The sequence below is a fragment of the Nocardia sp. JMUB6875 genome (genome assembly GCF_041154655.1).
Classification (GTDB): domain Bacteria; phylum Actinomycetota; class Actinomycetes; order Mycobacteriales; family Mycobacteriaceae; genus Nocardia.
Map to the genome: position 1 here is coordinate 1 of NZ_BAAFGR010000167.1, position 16,106 is coordinate 16,106.

Here is a 16,106-nt window from a genome sequence, read left to right on the forward strand (position 1 = left end):
GTGCCATTGGGCGCAGGGGCGGAGGCCGTCCTCGTCCAGGGTGAGAGTGCCGAAGCAGGACAGGATTTCCTGGTCGGTGCGGAATCGGCCGCGGCCGAAGGCTTCCAGGATCTTGTTCGCGGTGGCTATCGCCTCGCGGGTGGTGCCGGATCGGAACTGGGAGATATAGATTCGGCTGCCGGAGGCGATGCGGTCGGTCCAGTACTGGACGATGCCCGCCGGATCCTCTTCGTCATTGACGAAACTCAGCGTGACACCGAACAACAGGGCCACCGGCTCGTCGAAGTTGATCAGCCGCTGGATGTCGGCGTGCTTCTCGATGCCGCCGGGATCGCGAATGTCGGCCTCCACCACCGCGATTCCCTCGTCGACGGCCAGCAGGGCGCGGCCGTGCGCGACCACGAACGGGTCGTCGTCGATGTACACGACGTGGGCGTCCGGCTGCACCTGACGCACGATCTCGTGCACATTGATCGCCGCGGGCAGCCCGCAGCCCATATCGATGAATTGGCGGATGCCCGCCGCGGCCATCACTTTCGCGGCACGCAGGATCGCGTGCCGATTGGTGATGGCCAGCAGCTCGGATCCGGGTAGATCCTCGATGAAGTAGTCACCGAGATCCTTGTCGACACCGTAGTTGTCGCGCCCGCCGAGCACGTAGCTGTATACGCGTGCCACGCTCGGCCGAGATTGCCGTGCTCGCATGGCATTGATGTTCAACCTTCACACCCCTCTTTCCCCACCGACGATACCGCTATCCACCAGGTAATCCTGCGGCATCCACGCAACTGTCGCCAGTTGTCCGCGCGCGGCGGAACGGGTCTATTTCGCGGTGGTCGCGGCGGCCGGAGTGGTCGGTACGTCGGCGGTGGTCGTGGGGGCCACGGTGGCCGCCGGGGGTGTGGTCGTCACCGGTGCCGCAGTGGTGGTGACGGGGGTTGTGGTGGCCGCTTCGGTGGTCGTGGTCGCGGGCACGGTGGTGACCGAGGTGATGACGACGACCGGATCCGGGCAGTGGCCGAGTTGCTCACCGAGGATATTGATTTCGGCATTGCTGCGCGGGTCACCGGCGTAGTTGATCTGGTCGGTGCACTTGACATACGGCGCCGGGCCCGGCTGATCGGTTGCCGGATCGGCGCCCGGCTCGGCGGGCGAATTCGCCTGCGGCGGCTGCCCATTGCCGCCCCGAGGCGATTGCTGGCCCGGATTGCCGCCACCGGGCTGGCCCGCGGGCGCACCCGGAGCAGCGCCGGGGCTCGTCGAGACCGGTACCGAACTCGTCACCGTCACCGACGTTTTCACCGAGGTCCCCGTCGCCGTCGACTTGGGGTGCTGGTAAGGAATGTGTCACCAGCCGCAAGTGACGGGGCTAGGCGCGTGGGGTGGGGCCGCTGATGATTCGGTGGATGGTGGATCGGCCGACGCTGTACTCGTTGGCGAGGTCGGCCAGGCTCGCGTCGTCGGCGGGGTCGTGGTAGCGGCGATGGATCGTCTTCCGTGCTGCCAGAGGCAGTTTCGGCGCTTTGCCCTTGAGCCTGCCTTTCGCGCGGGCCTTGGCCATGCCTTCGCGGGTGCGCAGGTGGTTGAGGTTGGCTTCGAATTCGGCGACCATGGCGAGCGTTTGCAGGAAGAGCTTGCCGAACGGGTCGTGCCAGTCGTAGATCGAGCTGCCGAGCCCGAACAAGACGTCACGCTTGCGCAGGTCGGTCAGGATCTCCCCGGCTTCGGCCATGTTCCGCGCGAACCGGTCGAACTTCGTCGTGGTAAACACCACCTGCCGCCCGATGGCGGCCGCCGCCGCTGAGGTCACCGCGGCTAGGGCGTTGTCGAGGCCGTTCCGGTTCTTGCGGGTTGTGCCGGAGAAGCCTTTATCGATGAAGATCCGCTCACGCGGCACTCCGAGCGCAAGTAGTTGCTCGGTCTGGATCTCGACGTCCTGTTCGTCGGTGGAGCAACGGCAGTATCCGACGCGAAATGGGTCACCCATGCGTTACAAGTGTTCCGGATAGCGGGGGTTGATCGGGATGGTTCGCGGAACACCTCTACGGAACAGCTGTGAGCTGGGCGGGCATCCACGCACCGTGGTGTTCCGGTGGCCGATCGGCTTTCGGAACACCTACGGCGACGCAGGGGATCCGGCCCGCGTGGGTCGCTGCTCGGACATGTCGGGCTGACGCACTCTGGCTAACCGATGTGCGAGTGTTGTGGCTGTGCGCGTTTGACTTTCACTTGCCGCACGAGCCACGGATCACCGTCGGCGACCAGCGCTCCGGATTCGACCAGCAGCCTTACCCGCCAGAACAGGGGCGAGTCGGCGACGTTCATTTCGGCCATGACCGAGGCGACGACTCCGACGATCGGGGTCCAGTCCGAATTCGCGGCCGCAAGCAGGGCGCTGTCGTAGTGATCCGCCGACGCGGAGACCAGCTCGCCGCTGCTGATGACGCGGAAGGTCTGGTTTTCCCGCTTCAGCCGTTGCCAGATACGACGAGCCGCGGCGCGTTCGTCCGCGGTGACCGGGCGCGCGGCGGCCAGGTGATGAGCAAGCTCGTCGGGGGTACGTGCTCCGATCGCCCCGGGGAGCCCCACCACGTCGAACGGCTTGCCGGGAAGCTTGTCGCACAACGCGTGGAACAGCGACAACTCGCCAGCGTTGTCACAGCCGTACCAGACCACGAGATGATCAGCGGCGTCCGCTCTTTCCCAGAAAGCTGCCTGTTTCTCGGCCAGGTGTAGCCGGTCGCTGCCGGTTCGGGTGCCGACCATGTCCTGCCACCATTGCCGCCGCTGGACACCGACGGCGGGGGCGTCGGTGTCCAGCGGCCCGGCGCTGAGGTCATCGGGGAACCACTCGACGAAGTCCTTCGCGTGCTCGGCGTTGCCGTTCAGTGCTGCACGCAGCGCTTCGGCTGCCGACGGCCCGCCTACCAGGTGCAATGTATCCACCCAACCAGTGTGCCCAAAGGTAGCTGAATATCGTCTGAGGGTCTCGCTCATTGCTGCGCCGTCTCCGCACGCCGCGTCCGGCCATCGCATCACAAGGTGATGGGCGTCCACTCCTGTGGGTTGGGTTTGAGGATGGAGAAGGATGCGCCGGTGACATCGGCGATCAGGGCCCTGCGGGTGAGACGCCCTTCCGCGTCACCCACCACGTCCTCGAGACGCAACACGGTGCCGCCGAGGCTTGTCGCCTTCGCGGCCTTGGCGTCCACGTCGGTGACGTAGAAGTACGGGGTCCAATGATCGGGAACATCGTCGGGCAGAATGTTCTTCGCCTCCAGGACACCTAGGAGCACACCTGCGGGCGGGAAGTACGCCATGGCGTATCCGAAACCGCTCTGCTCGACGGTGCCGTCGAGGGTTTTGAAGTTCCAGCCCAGAGCCTGTTCGTAGAATCGCTGGGCTCCCTGGAAGTCTCGGGTCAGCAGTTCGTGCCAGCCCGGGGTGTCGAAAGCCCGGCGGCGGTCGTACCCGGTGAAGCCCGCGGCCTGCCACAACCCGAATGCTGCTCCCGTGGGATCGATCGCGGAACCTCCAATTCCCATGCCGGGCATCGGAGCCGGTCCGGAGATCCGCCGACCTCCGGCCGCTTCGATCCTCGCGAACGTGGACTGCATATCCGAGGTGCTGAAGTAGGTGGTCCAGTGGTCGGCCGGGCCCGCGGCAGCCTCGCGTGAGAACACGGCGCCGACATCGGCACCCTTGTAGGTGATCGCGTAGTAGTCCGCTGCGCCTGCCGGTGTGCGGGTGGGTTCGTGGTACTCCCATCCGAACAGCGAGCTGTAAAAGGCTTGCGTCTCAGCCATGTTCGATGTCGCCAAATCGATGAAGCACGGGGCGCCTTCAGCGATCGGCTCGTTCGCGGTGGGTGTGACTTCCGGTGCTGGCATGATGTGCCTCCTTCTCAGCCGGCGAGGGGTGTCTGGTCGAAGACGACCTCGAGGCGGCTGATCTTGCCGTCGGTGAGCGTGATGCGTTCCGCGCCGGTCAAGGTCGGGACGGGGTGCAGATGGGTGTCGAACCACGACAGCGCGGTGGTGTCGTCGCCGTAGACGGTGAGGCCGGAGACGCCGGTGAGCATGGTGACGAAGCCGTCCATATAGGCGTGGTAGCCCTGATGTCCGGTGAACGTGCCGTTGGGGGCGATGATCTCGACATTCTCGGTGAGGTATTCGGTCGCCTTGTCGACGTTCTTCGATGTCCAGGCGGCGAAGTAGTCGCGCGCGATCTCGATGGCTTTTCCGGTGGCCATGACGAGCTCCTCTCGATTGGTTGATCTATGGGATCCGGCCAGTATCTCCCGACATTGCCAATCAGTTGCCAACTGTCGAGCCTAAGTCAGTTACCGGCCGTCAACTGCATATTTGCAACGATCATTTGAGTTGCTAATGTCGATGATGGCAGTCATATATGACAGCTTCCGTCTTATATAGCTGCCGACGCTGATGTGATCTATCGCACGGCTGTTGCGCCGAGATGGCGGGGAGCCATGAAATCCGATCGCTTGTTGTCGATCCTGCTGCTGTTGCAAACCCACGGCCGGCTGTCGGCGGCCGAGCTGGCCGGCCGCCTCGAAGTGTCGGTGCGCACCATCATGCGCGACGTGGACGCCCTGTCTGCCAGCGGTGTTCCGGTCTACACCGAGCGCGGCCGCACCGGTGGGATCGCTCTGCTGCCCGGCTACCGCACCGACGTGACCGGCCTGACGACCGACGAAGCCCGCGCCCTGTTCGTACTGGTCACCGACCGGGCCCACACCGACCTCGGTCTGGGCTCGGCGCTCGGATCCGCGCTGCGCAAGGTCATGGCCGCCCTGCCCGCCGCGTACCGCCCCGACGCCGATCTGGCCAGTCGCCGCATTCTCATCGACCCCACCCGCTGGCGCGGCGGACCTCAACGCTCACCTGCCGAGCTGGCCATCGTTCAGCGCGCCGTGTTCACCGACCGGCGACTGCGGCTGCGCTACCGGCACGGACGGGACAGCCGCGTGCGCTCCTACACTCTGGACCCCTATGGCCTGGTCAACAAGACCGGTGTCTGGTACCTGGTCGCCGACCACTGCGGCCACCCCAAACTCTTCCGTCTCGACCGGATCGCCTCGGCGGCGATCCTCGACGAACCTGTGCAGCGTCGCGGCGGCCTGGAACTGCCCGAGGTGTGGGACGGGTTGCGCCGCTACATCGACGAATTCCCGACGCCACTGAAGGTCCGAGTCCGCGTACGGCGGGAAGCCCTGGCGCGATTCCTCCGCTTCCACGCCGCCGACCTTGCCGAACCCCCACCCATCCTTGTCGACGACCTCGGTTCCGGCGCTGATCCGGCACCAGAACACGTCGAGATCCGCCTCCAGTTCCACGCCCTGGTCGCCTCCGAGGCACTGCTGGCTTTCGGGACCGACGTCGAAGTCCTCGAACCCGCCGACGTACGCCACGCCCTGGCCCACAAAGCCGCCGAGATCACAGACCTCTACCCCCGCCAGTCGTGACCCGCCCCCGCTGAGACGCTCCCCGACGGTCGTGCTAGCCGCCGAGGGCCAGGCGGGTATTCATGTTGAGCTTGACCTCGCCGTAAGGGAGCACATGGGACCAGAACAGCGGGGTCAGGCCGCGCTCGTCCTCGGCGGTGAGCGCACCGTCCCACTCCGGGTCGGCGAGCACATCCTGAATCATGAGGGTGTTGACGTAGACCATCGCGGCCTGGCAGATCCGCAGACAGAGCACCGACATTTCCTGTTCGTCGCGCCGGCTGGACGCCAGTTCGGAGTTCTTGCCGTAGAAGATGATGGAGTTCGCCCGGTTCCACGACTCGATCACGTTCAGCCCGTCGTTGATTTCCCGTTGAAGCCCTCTCGACCGCAGGTAGCGGGCCAGAAACACCGTCTTCTGTGCGCGGCCGAGTTCGATCATGGCCTGGTAGGTGGGGTGGGTGGCGTTGGCCTTCATGAACCGGCGCAGGATCGCCTCGGTGGAGGCGGTGCCGGTGCGGATCGCGGTGGCGTACTTGAGCATCTGGTCGTACTGCTCACCGATTTTCGTCCAGTTGATGGGCCTGGTCATGGCCGGTTTCAGCCCCTGCCACAGGTCCGGTTCCCCGGCGACGGGCCGATACAGCTTGACCTTGTTGATGCGCTTGATCCGCGGCAGCAGATCGAATCCCAACAGCTTCGTGACCCCGAACCCGATTTCCGACTGGCCATGGCTGTCAACATAATTCGCTTCTACAGCCATCCCGGTACCGTGGTGGATCGCGCCGTCGACCATGGCGTGTACCTCCGAGGCGGAGCAGTTGAGCAGCTGGGAGTGGATGACCACCGAGCCCTTCTCCACCGACCAGTAGATGAGCACGCCACGGCGGCCGTAGCGGGAGTGGTATTCGGTGAAGATGTTCTGATCGAACGCCCCGAAATGCGTGGAATCCGACGCGATGGCGGTGGACGATTCGCCCCAGATCGCGGTGCGCCGCGCGGTGAAGGTGGCGTTGGCGATTTCGATCGCGATCCGCCGGGCCGCCTCGGCGTTCAGATACCGGCGCCGCGCGTAGCGGATGTCGTCCTCGCTGTGACGGTCGGTGCCGCCGGCCACCGCCTTGATGCCGGTGTTGGTGCCGTAGGCATAGATCGACAATAGAAGCCGTTCCGCCAGAACGTCTTCGGGCAGATTTCCCCGATCGGCGACGGAAGTCACCGGCCGCAGACAGCCGGTCCGCAGGATCGCTTCCTTGAGGATGTCGATCAACGGCACCACACCCCATCGGGTCTGCACCTGGGCTTTGAGCTTGCGCAGGTTGCGGGGTTCGGCCACCGGCGGCAATGGGGACAGCTTGATCGCGCCTTGGCGGCGTTCCTTGATCTCCAACCAGGGACAGTCCGGCAGGGCGGCGTGCAGGGCGTCGAGCTCGGTGCGCATCTCCTCGGCCATCGCCTCGATGAACTCGGTCGGGTCCAGGGGCTTGCGCAGAGCTCCGTAGTGCTCGGTGCGGCGTTCCTCGAAGTCGCCCGGCAGGTCTTCGGCCGGGTTGCGCCAGCGATCCGCGCCGACGACCCAGATCTCCTTGCACCGCAACTGATCCCGCAGCGCCTGGAAGGTGCAAATCTCGTACACCATCCGCACCACCCGCCGTTCGCCGTGTTGGTCGTTCTGGTGCACCAACTCGCCCCAGTCCCCGCTCATTCCGCGGTGCGCCGGAACAACTTCGTCGCAGGGGTAGTAGCGCAGGTTCGCGCCCGCATATTGGGAGATCAGCGCGAGGGCGTCGAGTACCGGGCGGTGCGTGGTGTTGTTGCTGCGGAACTCCAGCACGGACAGCAGTTTGATCAGCCCGGCCCGGTAGTGGTTGGTGTAGGAGGACCGCAGGGTGGCCTTGACGGTGCGCTGATAGGTCGGTCCCGACGATTTGAACTCCGCCACCAGGTCTCGCAGCGTGGATTGCGACGCCACCGGGTACACGGTGTCGCGGACCAGCGAGTCCCCGGCGTCGACGGTCGCCTCCGCGACGCGGAACAGCAGGTTCTCCTTGCCGGTGACCCGCTTGAATTCCTTGATCAGCTCGTTGGTGACCCGCACTTCGGCGCGAGCGTTGATCCGATGCACGGTCGAGTTCAACAGCTCTACCAGCGTGTCGGTGATCTCCCGGCACCGGCAGTGCAACAACGCCGCCAGCAGCGTCAGCTGCACACGCAGCGGATGGTCCCGCAGATGCGAGGGCGATTCCACGGCCGCACGGCCGCGCCACCCGGTCACGATCTTCGGCGCGATATCGGCGAACACCTCGCCCGGCACCCCGATGGCCCGGACGGCTTCCAGCTTGGCGATCTCGGTGAGCATCGTGTTCAGGCTGACGTTGCCCGGGTCCGAGCGGATCGACGCCAGCACCGCGGTGCCGTCCTCCAGCTCACCGGTCTCCGCGGCGACAGGAGCGAGCAGCGCCACCAGCTTCGCCACGACAGGAGTCGACAACCGGGACAGCACCCGGTCGAACAAGACGTCCTCGCCCCGGCTCAACGCCGAGCGGACGATGCGGTCGATCCGGCCGGCGGTGGGCGGCTCCAGCTTCCGGCGGCGGCATTCGGCCAGCAGATGCTCACGGACCCGTTCGCCGCCGCGTTCGATCTGGGTCACATGATCGACCAGCCACCACGTGAGCTCGTCGGCGTCGGCGACGGTGCATTCCCGGAACCCGAGTGCCTTGCGGATCTGAGCGCGGTGATACTCGATCGTGCGGCCCGACCACTCGTAGAACGCGATCTCGGTCCGCTCAACCCCCACCTGGCGGGCCACATAATCGATTGCCTCGTCCGCGATCTCGGCCCGCCCGCGCGGAAACCGCCCCCGTTCAGTATAGAACCGCAGCAAGATCGCGAACCCCAGCCGAGTAGTACCGCGCTTGCCACCGATCAGCTCGGGCTCGTCCCCGACAAGCGTCCAATGGTCGATCAGTTCGTCGGGGTCCAGCTCACGCGCCACAGACGCGCAAACTACACCGAGACCACCACCGCCACAGGCGGTTTGCGGCAGGTAACACGATCCTTACCGGCGAACCTTCGGTGGTCGCCCCACCTTTGCGGCTGGTGACACGATCCTTACCGGCACCCCGACTTCCCCGAATCGCTCGAGCAACCCGCGACCAATGCCACCACCGGTGTCACCGCGAGCACCGCGATACGCGTCACCATCCGCACGCGCGACCGACCGTTCCACCCCGCCAAAGCGGACATCAAATCCTCCTGAGGGCGCAGCCCCAGCCCCGACTCATCCGCTGCACCAGAACAACTTTCACCGGTCCGCACATCGAACCGGCCGTTACGAACCAAGGGGTATCGACACCCCCGGATCGACCCTATGGGCCCGGGTTGGCGGAAGCCATCGCACTCGGTGCCCCTAGTTCTGTGGGGGATTTATCGATAGCGATGATTCATTTATCGATCGAGTCGGGTGCGAGTGTCAGCTCTTCTCGGTGACGCGTGCACGCTGGGCGAGCAGGGCGTCGAGCTGCTTTTCCGCGCGTTCGGCGCGGGCCAGGGTCTGGGTGCGTGCATCGTCCAGGGCGGCAAGGCGTTCGGCGGCCTCCTGGCGGGCCTTCTCCACGGCGGCGGCCGATTCCTTACGGATCGCGGCCAGATCCTCGGCGGCCTGGCGGCGCATCTCGGCGAGTTCGGTGCGCGCCCGGTCCAGTGCGCCGCGTGCCTGCTTGAGCTCGTCCTTGGTTTCGGCGACGACCTGATTGCGTTCGGTCACCGCGGCTTCGGCGCGTTCGATGGCGCGCTCGGCATCGGCGGCGCGCTGGACGGCGAGGTCACGCTCCGCGCCGGCGGCGGTGATGCGCTGGCCGCTGTCGCGACGGACCTGCTCGATCTCGGCGGCCGCCTTGGAACGCGCCAGCTCGATATCCTCGTTCGCCTGCTGCCTGGCCCGCTCGACGTCCTCGGCGGCTTCCCTTCGGATGGTGCGGATTTCGGCCTCCGCCTCGGCGCGCGCGGCGAACACATCATCGGCCGCCTGCTTGGTGACCCGCTCGACCTCCTTCAGCGCGTCATCGCGGGCGGCAATCGCCTCATTGATCCGCGCCTCGGCCGCTTCCGCCGCCAGCGCCGCATCCTCGGCCGCCGATTCGGCTGCCGCCCTTTCCTCCTCGGCCTCCCGCCGCTTCTGCTCGGCGGCCACCGTGGCCATCTCCGCCTCGGCGATCCGCCGGGCCGCATCCGCCTGTACAGCTTGGACCTGCGCCTCCGCCACGGCGGGATCGGCGAGGGTGGACAATTCGGCCACCGCTGCGGTCAGCGTCGTGCCCAGCTGATCGGCCAGTGTCCGGAACTGTCCGAGCAGTTCATCCGCGCGAAGCCGGGCCACCGTCGCCGGACCCTGTTGCGTCACAGTGACGTTCGCGCCCGGGGTCTCGCCCTCCGCCTGTTGCCGCCGCTGTCGTTCCCGCCACGCCCGCCACCGGGTGTGGTCGGGGTGCTCACAGTATTCCGACGGCCGTCCCGGCCCTCCGGCGCGAGTGATCGGTTTGGTGCAGCCCGGGTAGTTGCAGATGCTCGACACGAGGGAATCGTAGCGTTGGTTTCGTCAAATCCAACGGAACAACACGAAACGAAACCCTAAGGGACGCAAATCAATCGATCCTGTTCTGACCCCCGATAAGTGAACGTTATCGGCGGTTAGGATTCCCGCTCCCCCGTTTCGACCTCGCCAACAATACGTTTACGTTTGGTCGCAGCCAACGCTACGCAATATCAACGAATCTCACGAAAAACTGGGCACGGTAGTACGGACGTACCAAAACTGGCCGTTAGTCGTTCATTGGTGAATGCAGAGTCGATCCGCCGATCCTCGGTGCAGGAACTAGCCACCAGGAAGGTGAGAAGACCATGACCAGTGCCCCCAAGCCCGTGGTGAAACGTGCCGTAATGGTCGCGTCGGCGTTCGCACTCGGCGCCGGCGCGCTGCAGATCGCGGCCGCTCCGGCCTATGCCGTCGCGGGACCGACGACCAAGTACGAGTGCCGTGATGTGCAGACCCCGGGCAAGCTCTTCCCCGGCGACGAGGTGGCGTGCACGCTGACGGTGAGCACCGCCGGGAACGACGCGTTCAGCAATATCGTTGCCGAGGTGACGATTCCGGACAGCACGGTCTATCAGACCGGCGGCACTCGCCAGGGCAACAAGGTCGTGTTCAATCTGGGTGAGGTCACCAAGACCAAGAGCGGGTCCGCCACCATGACCGTCATGGTCGCCACCCAGACCCCCGACAAGACCAATATCGCCAGCCAGGCGGTCGTGAAGGGCTTCGCGCCGAACGGTGCGTTCGACACCAACTCGCAGTCCAACACGCTGGTGACCACCACCGCGGGTACCGGACAGGCCGCGAAGATGGTCGCCAAGGAGGACCGCGCCTCGGTGAACACCGCCGGCCGCGCCGAGACCCCCATCGCCGAACTGGTCGACGCCCCGGCCGGGGTCACCCCGAAGATCGAGCTGGTGACCAGCACCGAGCCCAAGAAGGGCTACGTCGGAGCCTCGATCATCGACAACGGGCAGAAGATCGCCTGGACCGCGCTGTGCACCGCGACCGCGACGGAGAAGACCGAATCCTTCACCATCAAGATCACGGCCCCCGGTCAGACTCCCGTCTTCGCCAAGGAGACGGTCCTGCTCGGCGACAATGTGGCGAACCAGGGCTTCGTGCCGCCCGCCAACTGCGCGCCCAAGCCCTGACCCGCACCTGATCCGCGCACGCGGATCCGATCGGACGCGGTCGGTGTGGCTTCTCGAAGCCGCACCGGCCGCGTTTCCGTGTCTCTAGCCGACTAGCCTGGGGAGGTCATGCGGTCGCGAGGGGTCAATGCGGAAGGACGGAATCCGAGGTGTCCGAGGAACCGATCAGCTGGGATCACCTGAAGACGCGGCGGCCCACCGATGCCGATCGTGACGCCCTGCGCGCGGAGCTGGTCGGCCGGGCCCTCGAGGTCCGCCAGCACGGGTGGGACGCGTATCGGTCCGAATGGTCGAACGGTGACCTCGCCGCTGTCGCGTACCTGCTGGGCGACACCGCGATGCTGGAGGAGCTCGAGGAGAACGAAGGGTCGGTACTGACCCTTTTGGCGGGAAACCTGTACGGCTTCAATGGCGCTCGCAAGGACATCGAGGCCGGATTGGTCGGCACGCAAGCGTGGTTCGCGACCGTTCAGAAGGAATTGGACCGGTTGTAGGCGGCACGGGCACGCTCGTGTGCGAGGGACAGGAGTCTCTCGACGGCGGTTTCGGTGTTAGTCGAGGGATTCACGACCGATAACCAGGCGGCGCTCGAGTAGACGGGGTGTGCGATCCAGGTGTCGGTTCGGCTGGCGTCCGCGGGGTGCTCGGCGGTGTCGCGTGGGGTGTGGCCGAGGGTGTCGATGAACGCTGCCTTGCCCGCGCTGATGTTCAGGCGGAAGACGCCGGGGCGGTTCAGGTCCGAGGCTGTGTCGTCGGGGTAGTCCTTGGTCACGATGGTGGCGAAGGGTTGGGTTCGGGTGGGAACCTGGCCGTCGGGGGCGTAGTAGAAGAACTTGTCACCCCAGGCGATCTCCGGGAAGCCGCTGCCCGGTCCGGGGGCGAGGGTCAGGACTCCGCCCAGGTTCTCGATGAACTCGGTGATCTCGTCGATATCCATGAGTTCTATCGTGAACTTGAAGTGCTTGTGGAGACTTGTGCGGAGAAACCGGAGGTCGGGTGGGCCGAAGTCGCAACTCGACGGTTCTGCGTACCGCGGAGGTGGCGCGGCTGTCCGGGTACTCGGTGCAGCAGATTCGCAATCTGGAACGCGACGGGGTGCTGCCGCCCGCGAAGCGCACGCCGAGCGGATACCGGGTGTACGACGGCATCCATGTGGTGTCGGCTCGGGCCTATCGCGCTCTCGCGGCCGGAGCGGGACCCGTCGAGGCCAAGACCATAGTGCGTGCGGCGCATGGCGACTCCCCCGCGACCATGCTCGAGCTGCTCGATTCGGTGCATGCCGGTCTCGCCACCGAACGTCGCGACCTCGCCGCCACGCGGGCCGCGGTGCGGCACATCAGCGAGGAGCCGATCGCCGATGTCCGCGGTTCCGATGCCATGACCATCGCCGAGCTGGCCGATGCCCTCGGCCTGCGCACCTCGACGCTGCGGCATTGGGACACAGCGGGATTGGTGTGCCCCGGCCGCACGCCGACCCGCGACGCGCGCACCTACACGCCATCCGACGTCCGCGACGCCCGCATCGTCCATCAGCTCCGGCGCGCCGGGTACGGCATTCCCGCCCTGCGCATTCTCATGACCGAATTCCGGGACACCCGACGGTGGAGTGACGTGCTGACCCGCCTCGAAGTCCGCGACGCGAGTATCGAATCGCGCGCACTCGCCCTGCTCGAGGGAGCGGCCGAACTCCACGCCTTGCGCGGGCTCGCTTGATCGGTCGCACCCTGGGCAATGCCCGGAAGGTCTGTCAGCACAGGGCGTGATCGATCAGTGCGCCGGCCGTCTTCTCTTGAGCCAGAATGTGTTCGGGGGTATCGCCCAGGGCCTCGGACATCGAGACGACGACGCTGCGCGTGCCATCCTCGGTGACACCGTTGAGGGTGATGTACCCGGCGTCGCCGCCCTCGTGACTCCAATAGGTGCCGCCGCAGGACAGCGGGCGCTGCGCCAGGCCGAGTCCGTAGCGGCCGCCCGGCCACATCTGCTCGAGCTCCGCGCTCACGGGAACGGTCTGTTTCATCGCATCCAGTTGGCGGGCGGGCAGCAGGCGGCCTCCGAGCAGTGCGCGGAAGAAGGTGTTCTCGTCGCGGGTGGTGGTGACCCAGGACAGGTCTTCGGGATCGACCGGGATCTGCTCGGTGACGTCGACCCGGGAATCGGCGCTGAAGAGTTGGTAGGCCTTGGCGTGCGGGTCCGGAAGGGTGGATGCCGTTCCGAGCCAACGGGTTCCGTCGAGGGCGAGGGGCTTCACGATGCGGTCCTCGATCTCCTGGTGGATCGGCCGACCGGTGACCTTCTGCGTGATCATGCCGAGCAAGATGTAGTTGGTGTTGGCGTACGCCCAGCCCTCGCCGGGCGCGAAGTCCAGCGCGTGGGCCATGGCGCGCGAGACCAGCTGCTCGGAGGTGTAGAAGTCGTGGCGCTGCTGGTAGTACTCGTCCGCGGTGGTGTATCCGGGCAGGTCGTCGTGGATTCCGCTGGTGTGCTGCAGCAATTGCCGGAGGCTGATCCGGCCGCCGTCGTTGCCATTGCCCTGCACGACACCGGGCAGCCAACGCTCCACCGTGTCGTCCAGCCCGAGTTTGCCCTCGGCCTCGAGTTGCAGGATCACGGTGGCGACCAGCGTCTTGGAGGTGCTGGCCATGCGGAAATAACCGTCGGCCGGGACCGGGGCACCGGTGTTCACGTCGGAGACGCCGCTGGTGGCGACCGTCTCGCCGCCGTCGGCCGCGATCGCCCGGGCCTGCACCCCGCTGATCCCGAGCGCGTGAATCGCCTCGACATCCTGGCTCAGCTGTCCTCGGGGTGACGAATCGTCGCTCTCGACGACGGCGGCAACGGCACATGCGGCCAGCACCGCGGCAACCGGGAGGGCAATGGCGAGACGCCTTCGTGAAGTCGAACTCATTGCCTGAACGCTAGTTTCACCGACCAGCGCGGCGGATCCGGCAAACACCCCGAAATCCGGGTGGGGGTAGACCCCCAGCACGCGTCGCCGGCTGTCGTGTTTATCCAATCGCAGGTCGCCGGGTCGGCCTAGCGTGGAATCAACATCGATGAGAGAGGTGGACCATCATGACGGAATTTGCCGACGCGGTTGCGACGACCACCCTCCCGCACCCACCCGAACGCGTTTGGCGGGCGCTCACCGATCCCGCCGAGATCACTCAATACTTCTTCGGCACCGAAGTGGTGACCGATTGGCAGGTGGGCGAGAGCATCGTGTGGCGCGGTGAATGGCAGGGCAAACAATACGAGGATCGCGGCGAGGTCCTGGCGTTCGAACCCGCGAAACGGTTGCGGGTGAGCCATTACAGCCCGCTCACCGGCCTGCCCGACACCCCCGAGAACTACCACACCGTCACCTGGGCGCTGGAGCCCGCGCCCGGCGGGACCGAGCTGACCATCCGGCAGGGCAACAACAAGAGCGAGGGCGAGATCACGGAGTCCGAGAAGACCTGGCAATCGGTTCTCGACGGCCTCGAACAGTATCTCGCACAGGCGAATTGACCTCGGTGGCGTCGAGGCCTAACGCACCGCGGCCTCGGCCAGCGCGGCGTCGAGCTCGGACAGGAGCCTCTTCTTCGAGCGCGCGCCGACGAGGGTTCGGACCAGGCGGCCATCATGGAAGAGCAGCAGCGTCGGCTGGGACATGACCTTGTATTCCCGCACCGCACCGGGGTTTTCGTCGGAATTGAGCTTGTAGATGGTCAAGCTGTCCGACCGCTCGGCGGCGATCTCGGCGAGCACCGGATTGATCATGCGGCACGGCGGGCACCACTCGGCCCAGAAGTCGACCAGGACGGAGCCCTGGTGCCCCAGGACCTGGGCCTCGAAGGTGTCGTCGGAGACGGAAGCGATATCGGTCATCGGGATTCAGCCTTTTCGTGTAGCCAGCGCAGCAGTTCCGCCGCGTGCTGGTCCGGCGGGAAGATCGGGTAGAAGACGTGCTCGATCACGCCGTCCCGGATGATGAGGGTCAGCCGCTTGTACAGCCGCACGCCCTCGAATTCGAAGGTGGGAAGCGATAATTCGTCGGCCAGCAGGAAGTCGGGATCGGACAGCATCGCGAAGGGCAGGTGCAGGCGAGAGACGACTTCCCGCTGGTACTCGGACGTCTGGCTCGACATTCCGAAGACGCGCTCGATCCCGGCGGCCAGCAGCTCCGCATGATGGTCACGGAAGCCGCACGCCTGGGTGGTGCAGCCGCGCGCACCCGGAATCTCACTCCAGCCCGCGGGAATGTCGGCGTCGGGACGACCGGTCAGCGGATAGAGGTAGATGGCGGTGCGGCCGCGACCCAGCTCAGCAAGATCGATGAGGCTGCCGTCGGTGTCCTCGAGTCGCACCGTGGGCGACCGGAGCCCGACCAGATGGTCGGCCGCACCATCATCGACCGGAACCGGCAGCCCCGCAGGCAAAGTCGTCAGATCCTGAACCTGCTCCGGCGGCGTCACACCACTCCGCCGATACGCGGCCTCCCGCAAACGCCGCACCAGCCCATCCCGCCGCGCCGTCAGCACCTCGATCTGCGCATTCAAATCCTCGATGGCCCGGTGATACTCGACCAGCGACTCCGGACAGTCATCCCCATGCTCCCCACCCGCCACCAGGCATTCCAGAAACGGCCGCGTCTCCTCTACCGGAATCCCGAGCCGATTCAACACCCGAATCTCCCGAACCAGCCGCACGGTCTCGTCGTCATACTCCCGATACCCATTGGCCTGCCGAGTCGGCTCCACCAACCCCAGCGCCTCATACCGCCGAATAGCCTTCGGACTCACCTCCGCCAGCCGAGCAACTTCCCCAATCCGCATACCGCCGAATCTAAACGCTGCCCCCAGGGGCAAGGTCAACCCCGGTCGTGTGGCGGGATGGTGGCGGAGATCTGGGC

At 66.1% G+C, this 16,106-nt stretch carries 17 protein-coding genes; 5 read left to right on the plus strand and 12 right to left on the minus strand.

Going from position 1 to position 16,106, the window contains the following annotated elements; all coding sequences use genetic code 11:
* From ACAM49_RS31975 to ACAM49_RS32000, 6 genes are all read right to left on the minus strand, one after another.
* Positions 1-705 (minus strand): SAM-dependent methyltransferase (locus ACAM49_RS31975; RefSeq protein WP_369639287.1); only part of this gene is annotated, 705 nt, incomplete at its 3' end.
* A gap of 117 nt (positions 706-822) precedes the next feature.
* A complete protein-coding gene (locus ACAM49_RS31980; RefSeq protein WP_369639288.1) occupies positions 823-1,284 on the minus strand; it encodes a hypothetical protein in 462 nt (153 codons plus the stop codon).
* Positions 1,285-1,369: 85 nt separating this feature from the next.
* Positions 1,370-1,987 (minus strand): recombinase family protein, encoded by a 618-nt coding sequence (locus tag ACAM49_RS31985; protein WP_369639289.1) that lies wholly within the window; start codon positions 1,985-1,987, stop codon positions 1,370-1,372.
* Positions 1,988-2,184: 197 nt separating this feature from the next.
* The gene (locus tag ACAM49_RS31990) at positions 2,185-2,997 is read right to left on the minus strand and encodes a DUF3658 domain-containing protein (RefSeq protein WP_369639290.1); all 813 of its coding nucleotides are present in this window, start codon (positions 2,995-2,997) and stop codon (positions 2,185-2,187) included.
* Positions 2,998-3,035: 38 nt separating this feature from the next.
* Positions 3,036-3,890, minus strand: coding sequence for a VOC family protein (locus ACAM49_RS31995; RefSeq protein WP_369639291.1), 855 nt, complete (start codon positions 3,888-3,890; stop codon positions 3,036-3,038).
* A gap of 14 nt (positions 3,891-3,904) precedes the next feature.
* Complete coding sequence (locus tag ACAM49_RS32000; protein ID WP_369639292.1) at positions 3,905-4,252, minus strand: nuclear transport factor 2 family protein; 348 nt, start codon at positions 4,250-4,252, stop codon at positions 3,905-3,907.
* Between the two features lie 237 nt (positions 4,253-4,489).
* Here ACAM49_RS32000 and ACAM49_RS32005 point away from each other — a divergent pair, with 237 nt between their 5' ends.
* Positions 4,490-5,485 (plus strand): helix-turn-helix transcriptional regulator, encoded by a 996-nt coding sequence (locus ACAM49_RS32005; protein ID WP_369639293.1) that lies wholly within the window; start codon positions 4,490-4,492, stop codon positions 5,483-5,485.
* A 34-nt stretch (positions 5,486-5,519) separates the two neighbouring features.
* Here the strand turns inward: ACAM49_RS32005 and ACAM49_RS32010 are convergent, their stop codons facing one another.
* Entirely contained in the window at positions 5,520-8,462 is a 2,943-nt protein-coding gene (locus ACAM49_RS32010) for a Tn3 family transposase (protein ID WP_369639294.1), read from the minus strand.
* A 477-nt stretch (positions 8,463-8,939) separates the two neighbouring features.
* Positions 8,940-10,040, minus strand: a complete 1,101-nt coding sequence (locus tag ACAM49_RS32015; protein ID WP_369639295.1) for a hypothetical protein — start codon at positions 10,038-10,040, stop codon at positions 8,940-8,942.
* 326 nt (positions 10,041-10,366) lie between these two features.
* Between ACAM49_RS32015 and ACAM49_RS32020 the strand changes: the two genes are divergently transcribed.
* Both ACAM49_RS32020 and ACAM49_RS32025 read left to right on the plus strand, forming a co-directional pair.
* A complete protein-coding gene (locus tag ACAM49_RS32020; protein WP_369639296.1) occupies positions 10,367-11,212 on the plus strand; it encodes a hypothetical protein in 846 nt (281 codons plus the stop codon).
* Between the two features lie 149 nt (positions 11,213-11,361).
* On the plus strand, positions 11,362-11,706 hold the full coding sequence (locus ACAM49_RS32025; RefSeq protein WP_369639297.1) for a hypothetical protein: 345 nt from the start codon (positions 11,362-11,364) through the stop codon (positions 11,704-11,706).
* On the opposite strand, the gene ACAM49_RS32030 is transcribed toward ACAM49_RS32025, so the two are convergent.
* The gene (locus ACAM49_RS32030; RefSeq protein ID WP_369639298.1) at positions 11,682-12,149 is read right to left on the minus strand and encodes a DUF6194 family protein; all 468 of its coding nucleotides are present in this window, start codon (positions 12,147-12,149) and stop codon (positions 11,682-11,684) included. The two genes, ACAM49_RS32025 and ACAM49_RS32030, sit on opposite strands and share 25 nt — an antisense overlap.
* A gap of 59 nt (positions 12,150-12,208) precedes the next feature.
* Between ACAM49_RS32030 and ACAM49_RS32035 the strand changes: the two genes are divergently transcribed.
* The gene (locus tag ACAM49_RS32035) at positions 12,209-12,925 is read left to right on the plus strand and encodes a MerR family transcriptional regulator (RefSeq protein ID WP_369639299.1); all 717 of its coding nucleotides are present in this window, start codon (positions 12,209-12,211) and stop codon (positions 12,923-12,925) included.
* A gap of 34 nt (positions 12,926-12,959) precedes the next feature.
* On the opposite strand, the gene ACAM49_RS32040 is transcribed toward ACAM49_RS32035, so the two are convergent.
* Positions 12,960-14,120: a serine hydrolase domain-containing protein gene (locus tag ACAM49_RS32040; RefSeq protein ID WP_369639300.1), complete on the minus strand. Its 1,161-nt coding sequence runs from the start codon at positions 14,118-14,120 to the stop codon at positions 12,960-12,962.
* 167 nt (positions 14,121-14,287) lie between these two features.
* On the opposite strand from ACAM49_RS32040, the gene ACAM49_RS32045 reads away from it, so the two are divergent.
* The gene (locus tag ACAM49_RS32045) at positions 14,288-14,722 is read left to right on the plus strand and encodes an SRPBCC domain-containing protein (RefSeq protein ID WP_369639301.1); all 435 of its coding nucleotides are present in this window, start codon (positions 14,288-14,290) and stop codon (positions 14,720-14,722) included.
* A gap of 18 nt (positions 14,723-14,740) precedes the next feature.
* Here the strand turns inward: ACAM49_RS32045 and trxA are convergent, their stop codons facing one another.
* Together trxA and ACAM49_RS32055 are read right to left on the minus strand one after the other, a co-directional pair.
* On the minus strand, positions 14,741-15,082 hold the full coding sequence (trxA, locus tag ACAM49_RS32050) for a thioredoxin (RefSeq protein WP_369639302.1): 342 nt from the start codon (positions 15,080-15,082) through the stop codon (positions 14,741-14,743).
* Positions 15,079-16,029 carry a MerR family transcriptional regulator gene (locus ACAM49_RS32055; protein ID WP_369639303.1) on the minus strand — a complete coding sequence of 317 codons (951 nt, stop codon included), beginning with the start codon at positions 16,027-16,029 and terminating at the stop codon, positions 15,079-15,081. The genes trxA and ACAM49_RS32055 overlap by 4 nt, the downstream gene beginning before the upstream one ends.
* Positions 16,030-16,106 lie beyond the last annotated feature (77 nt).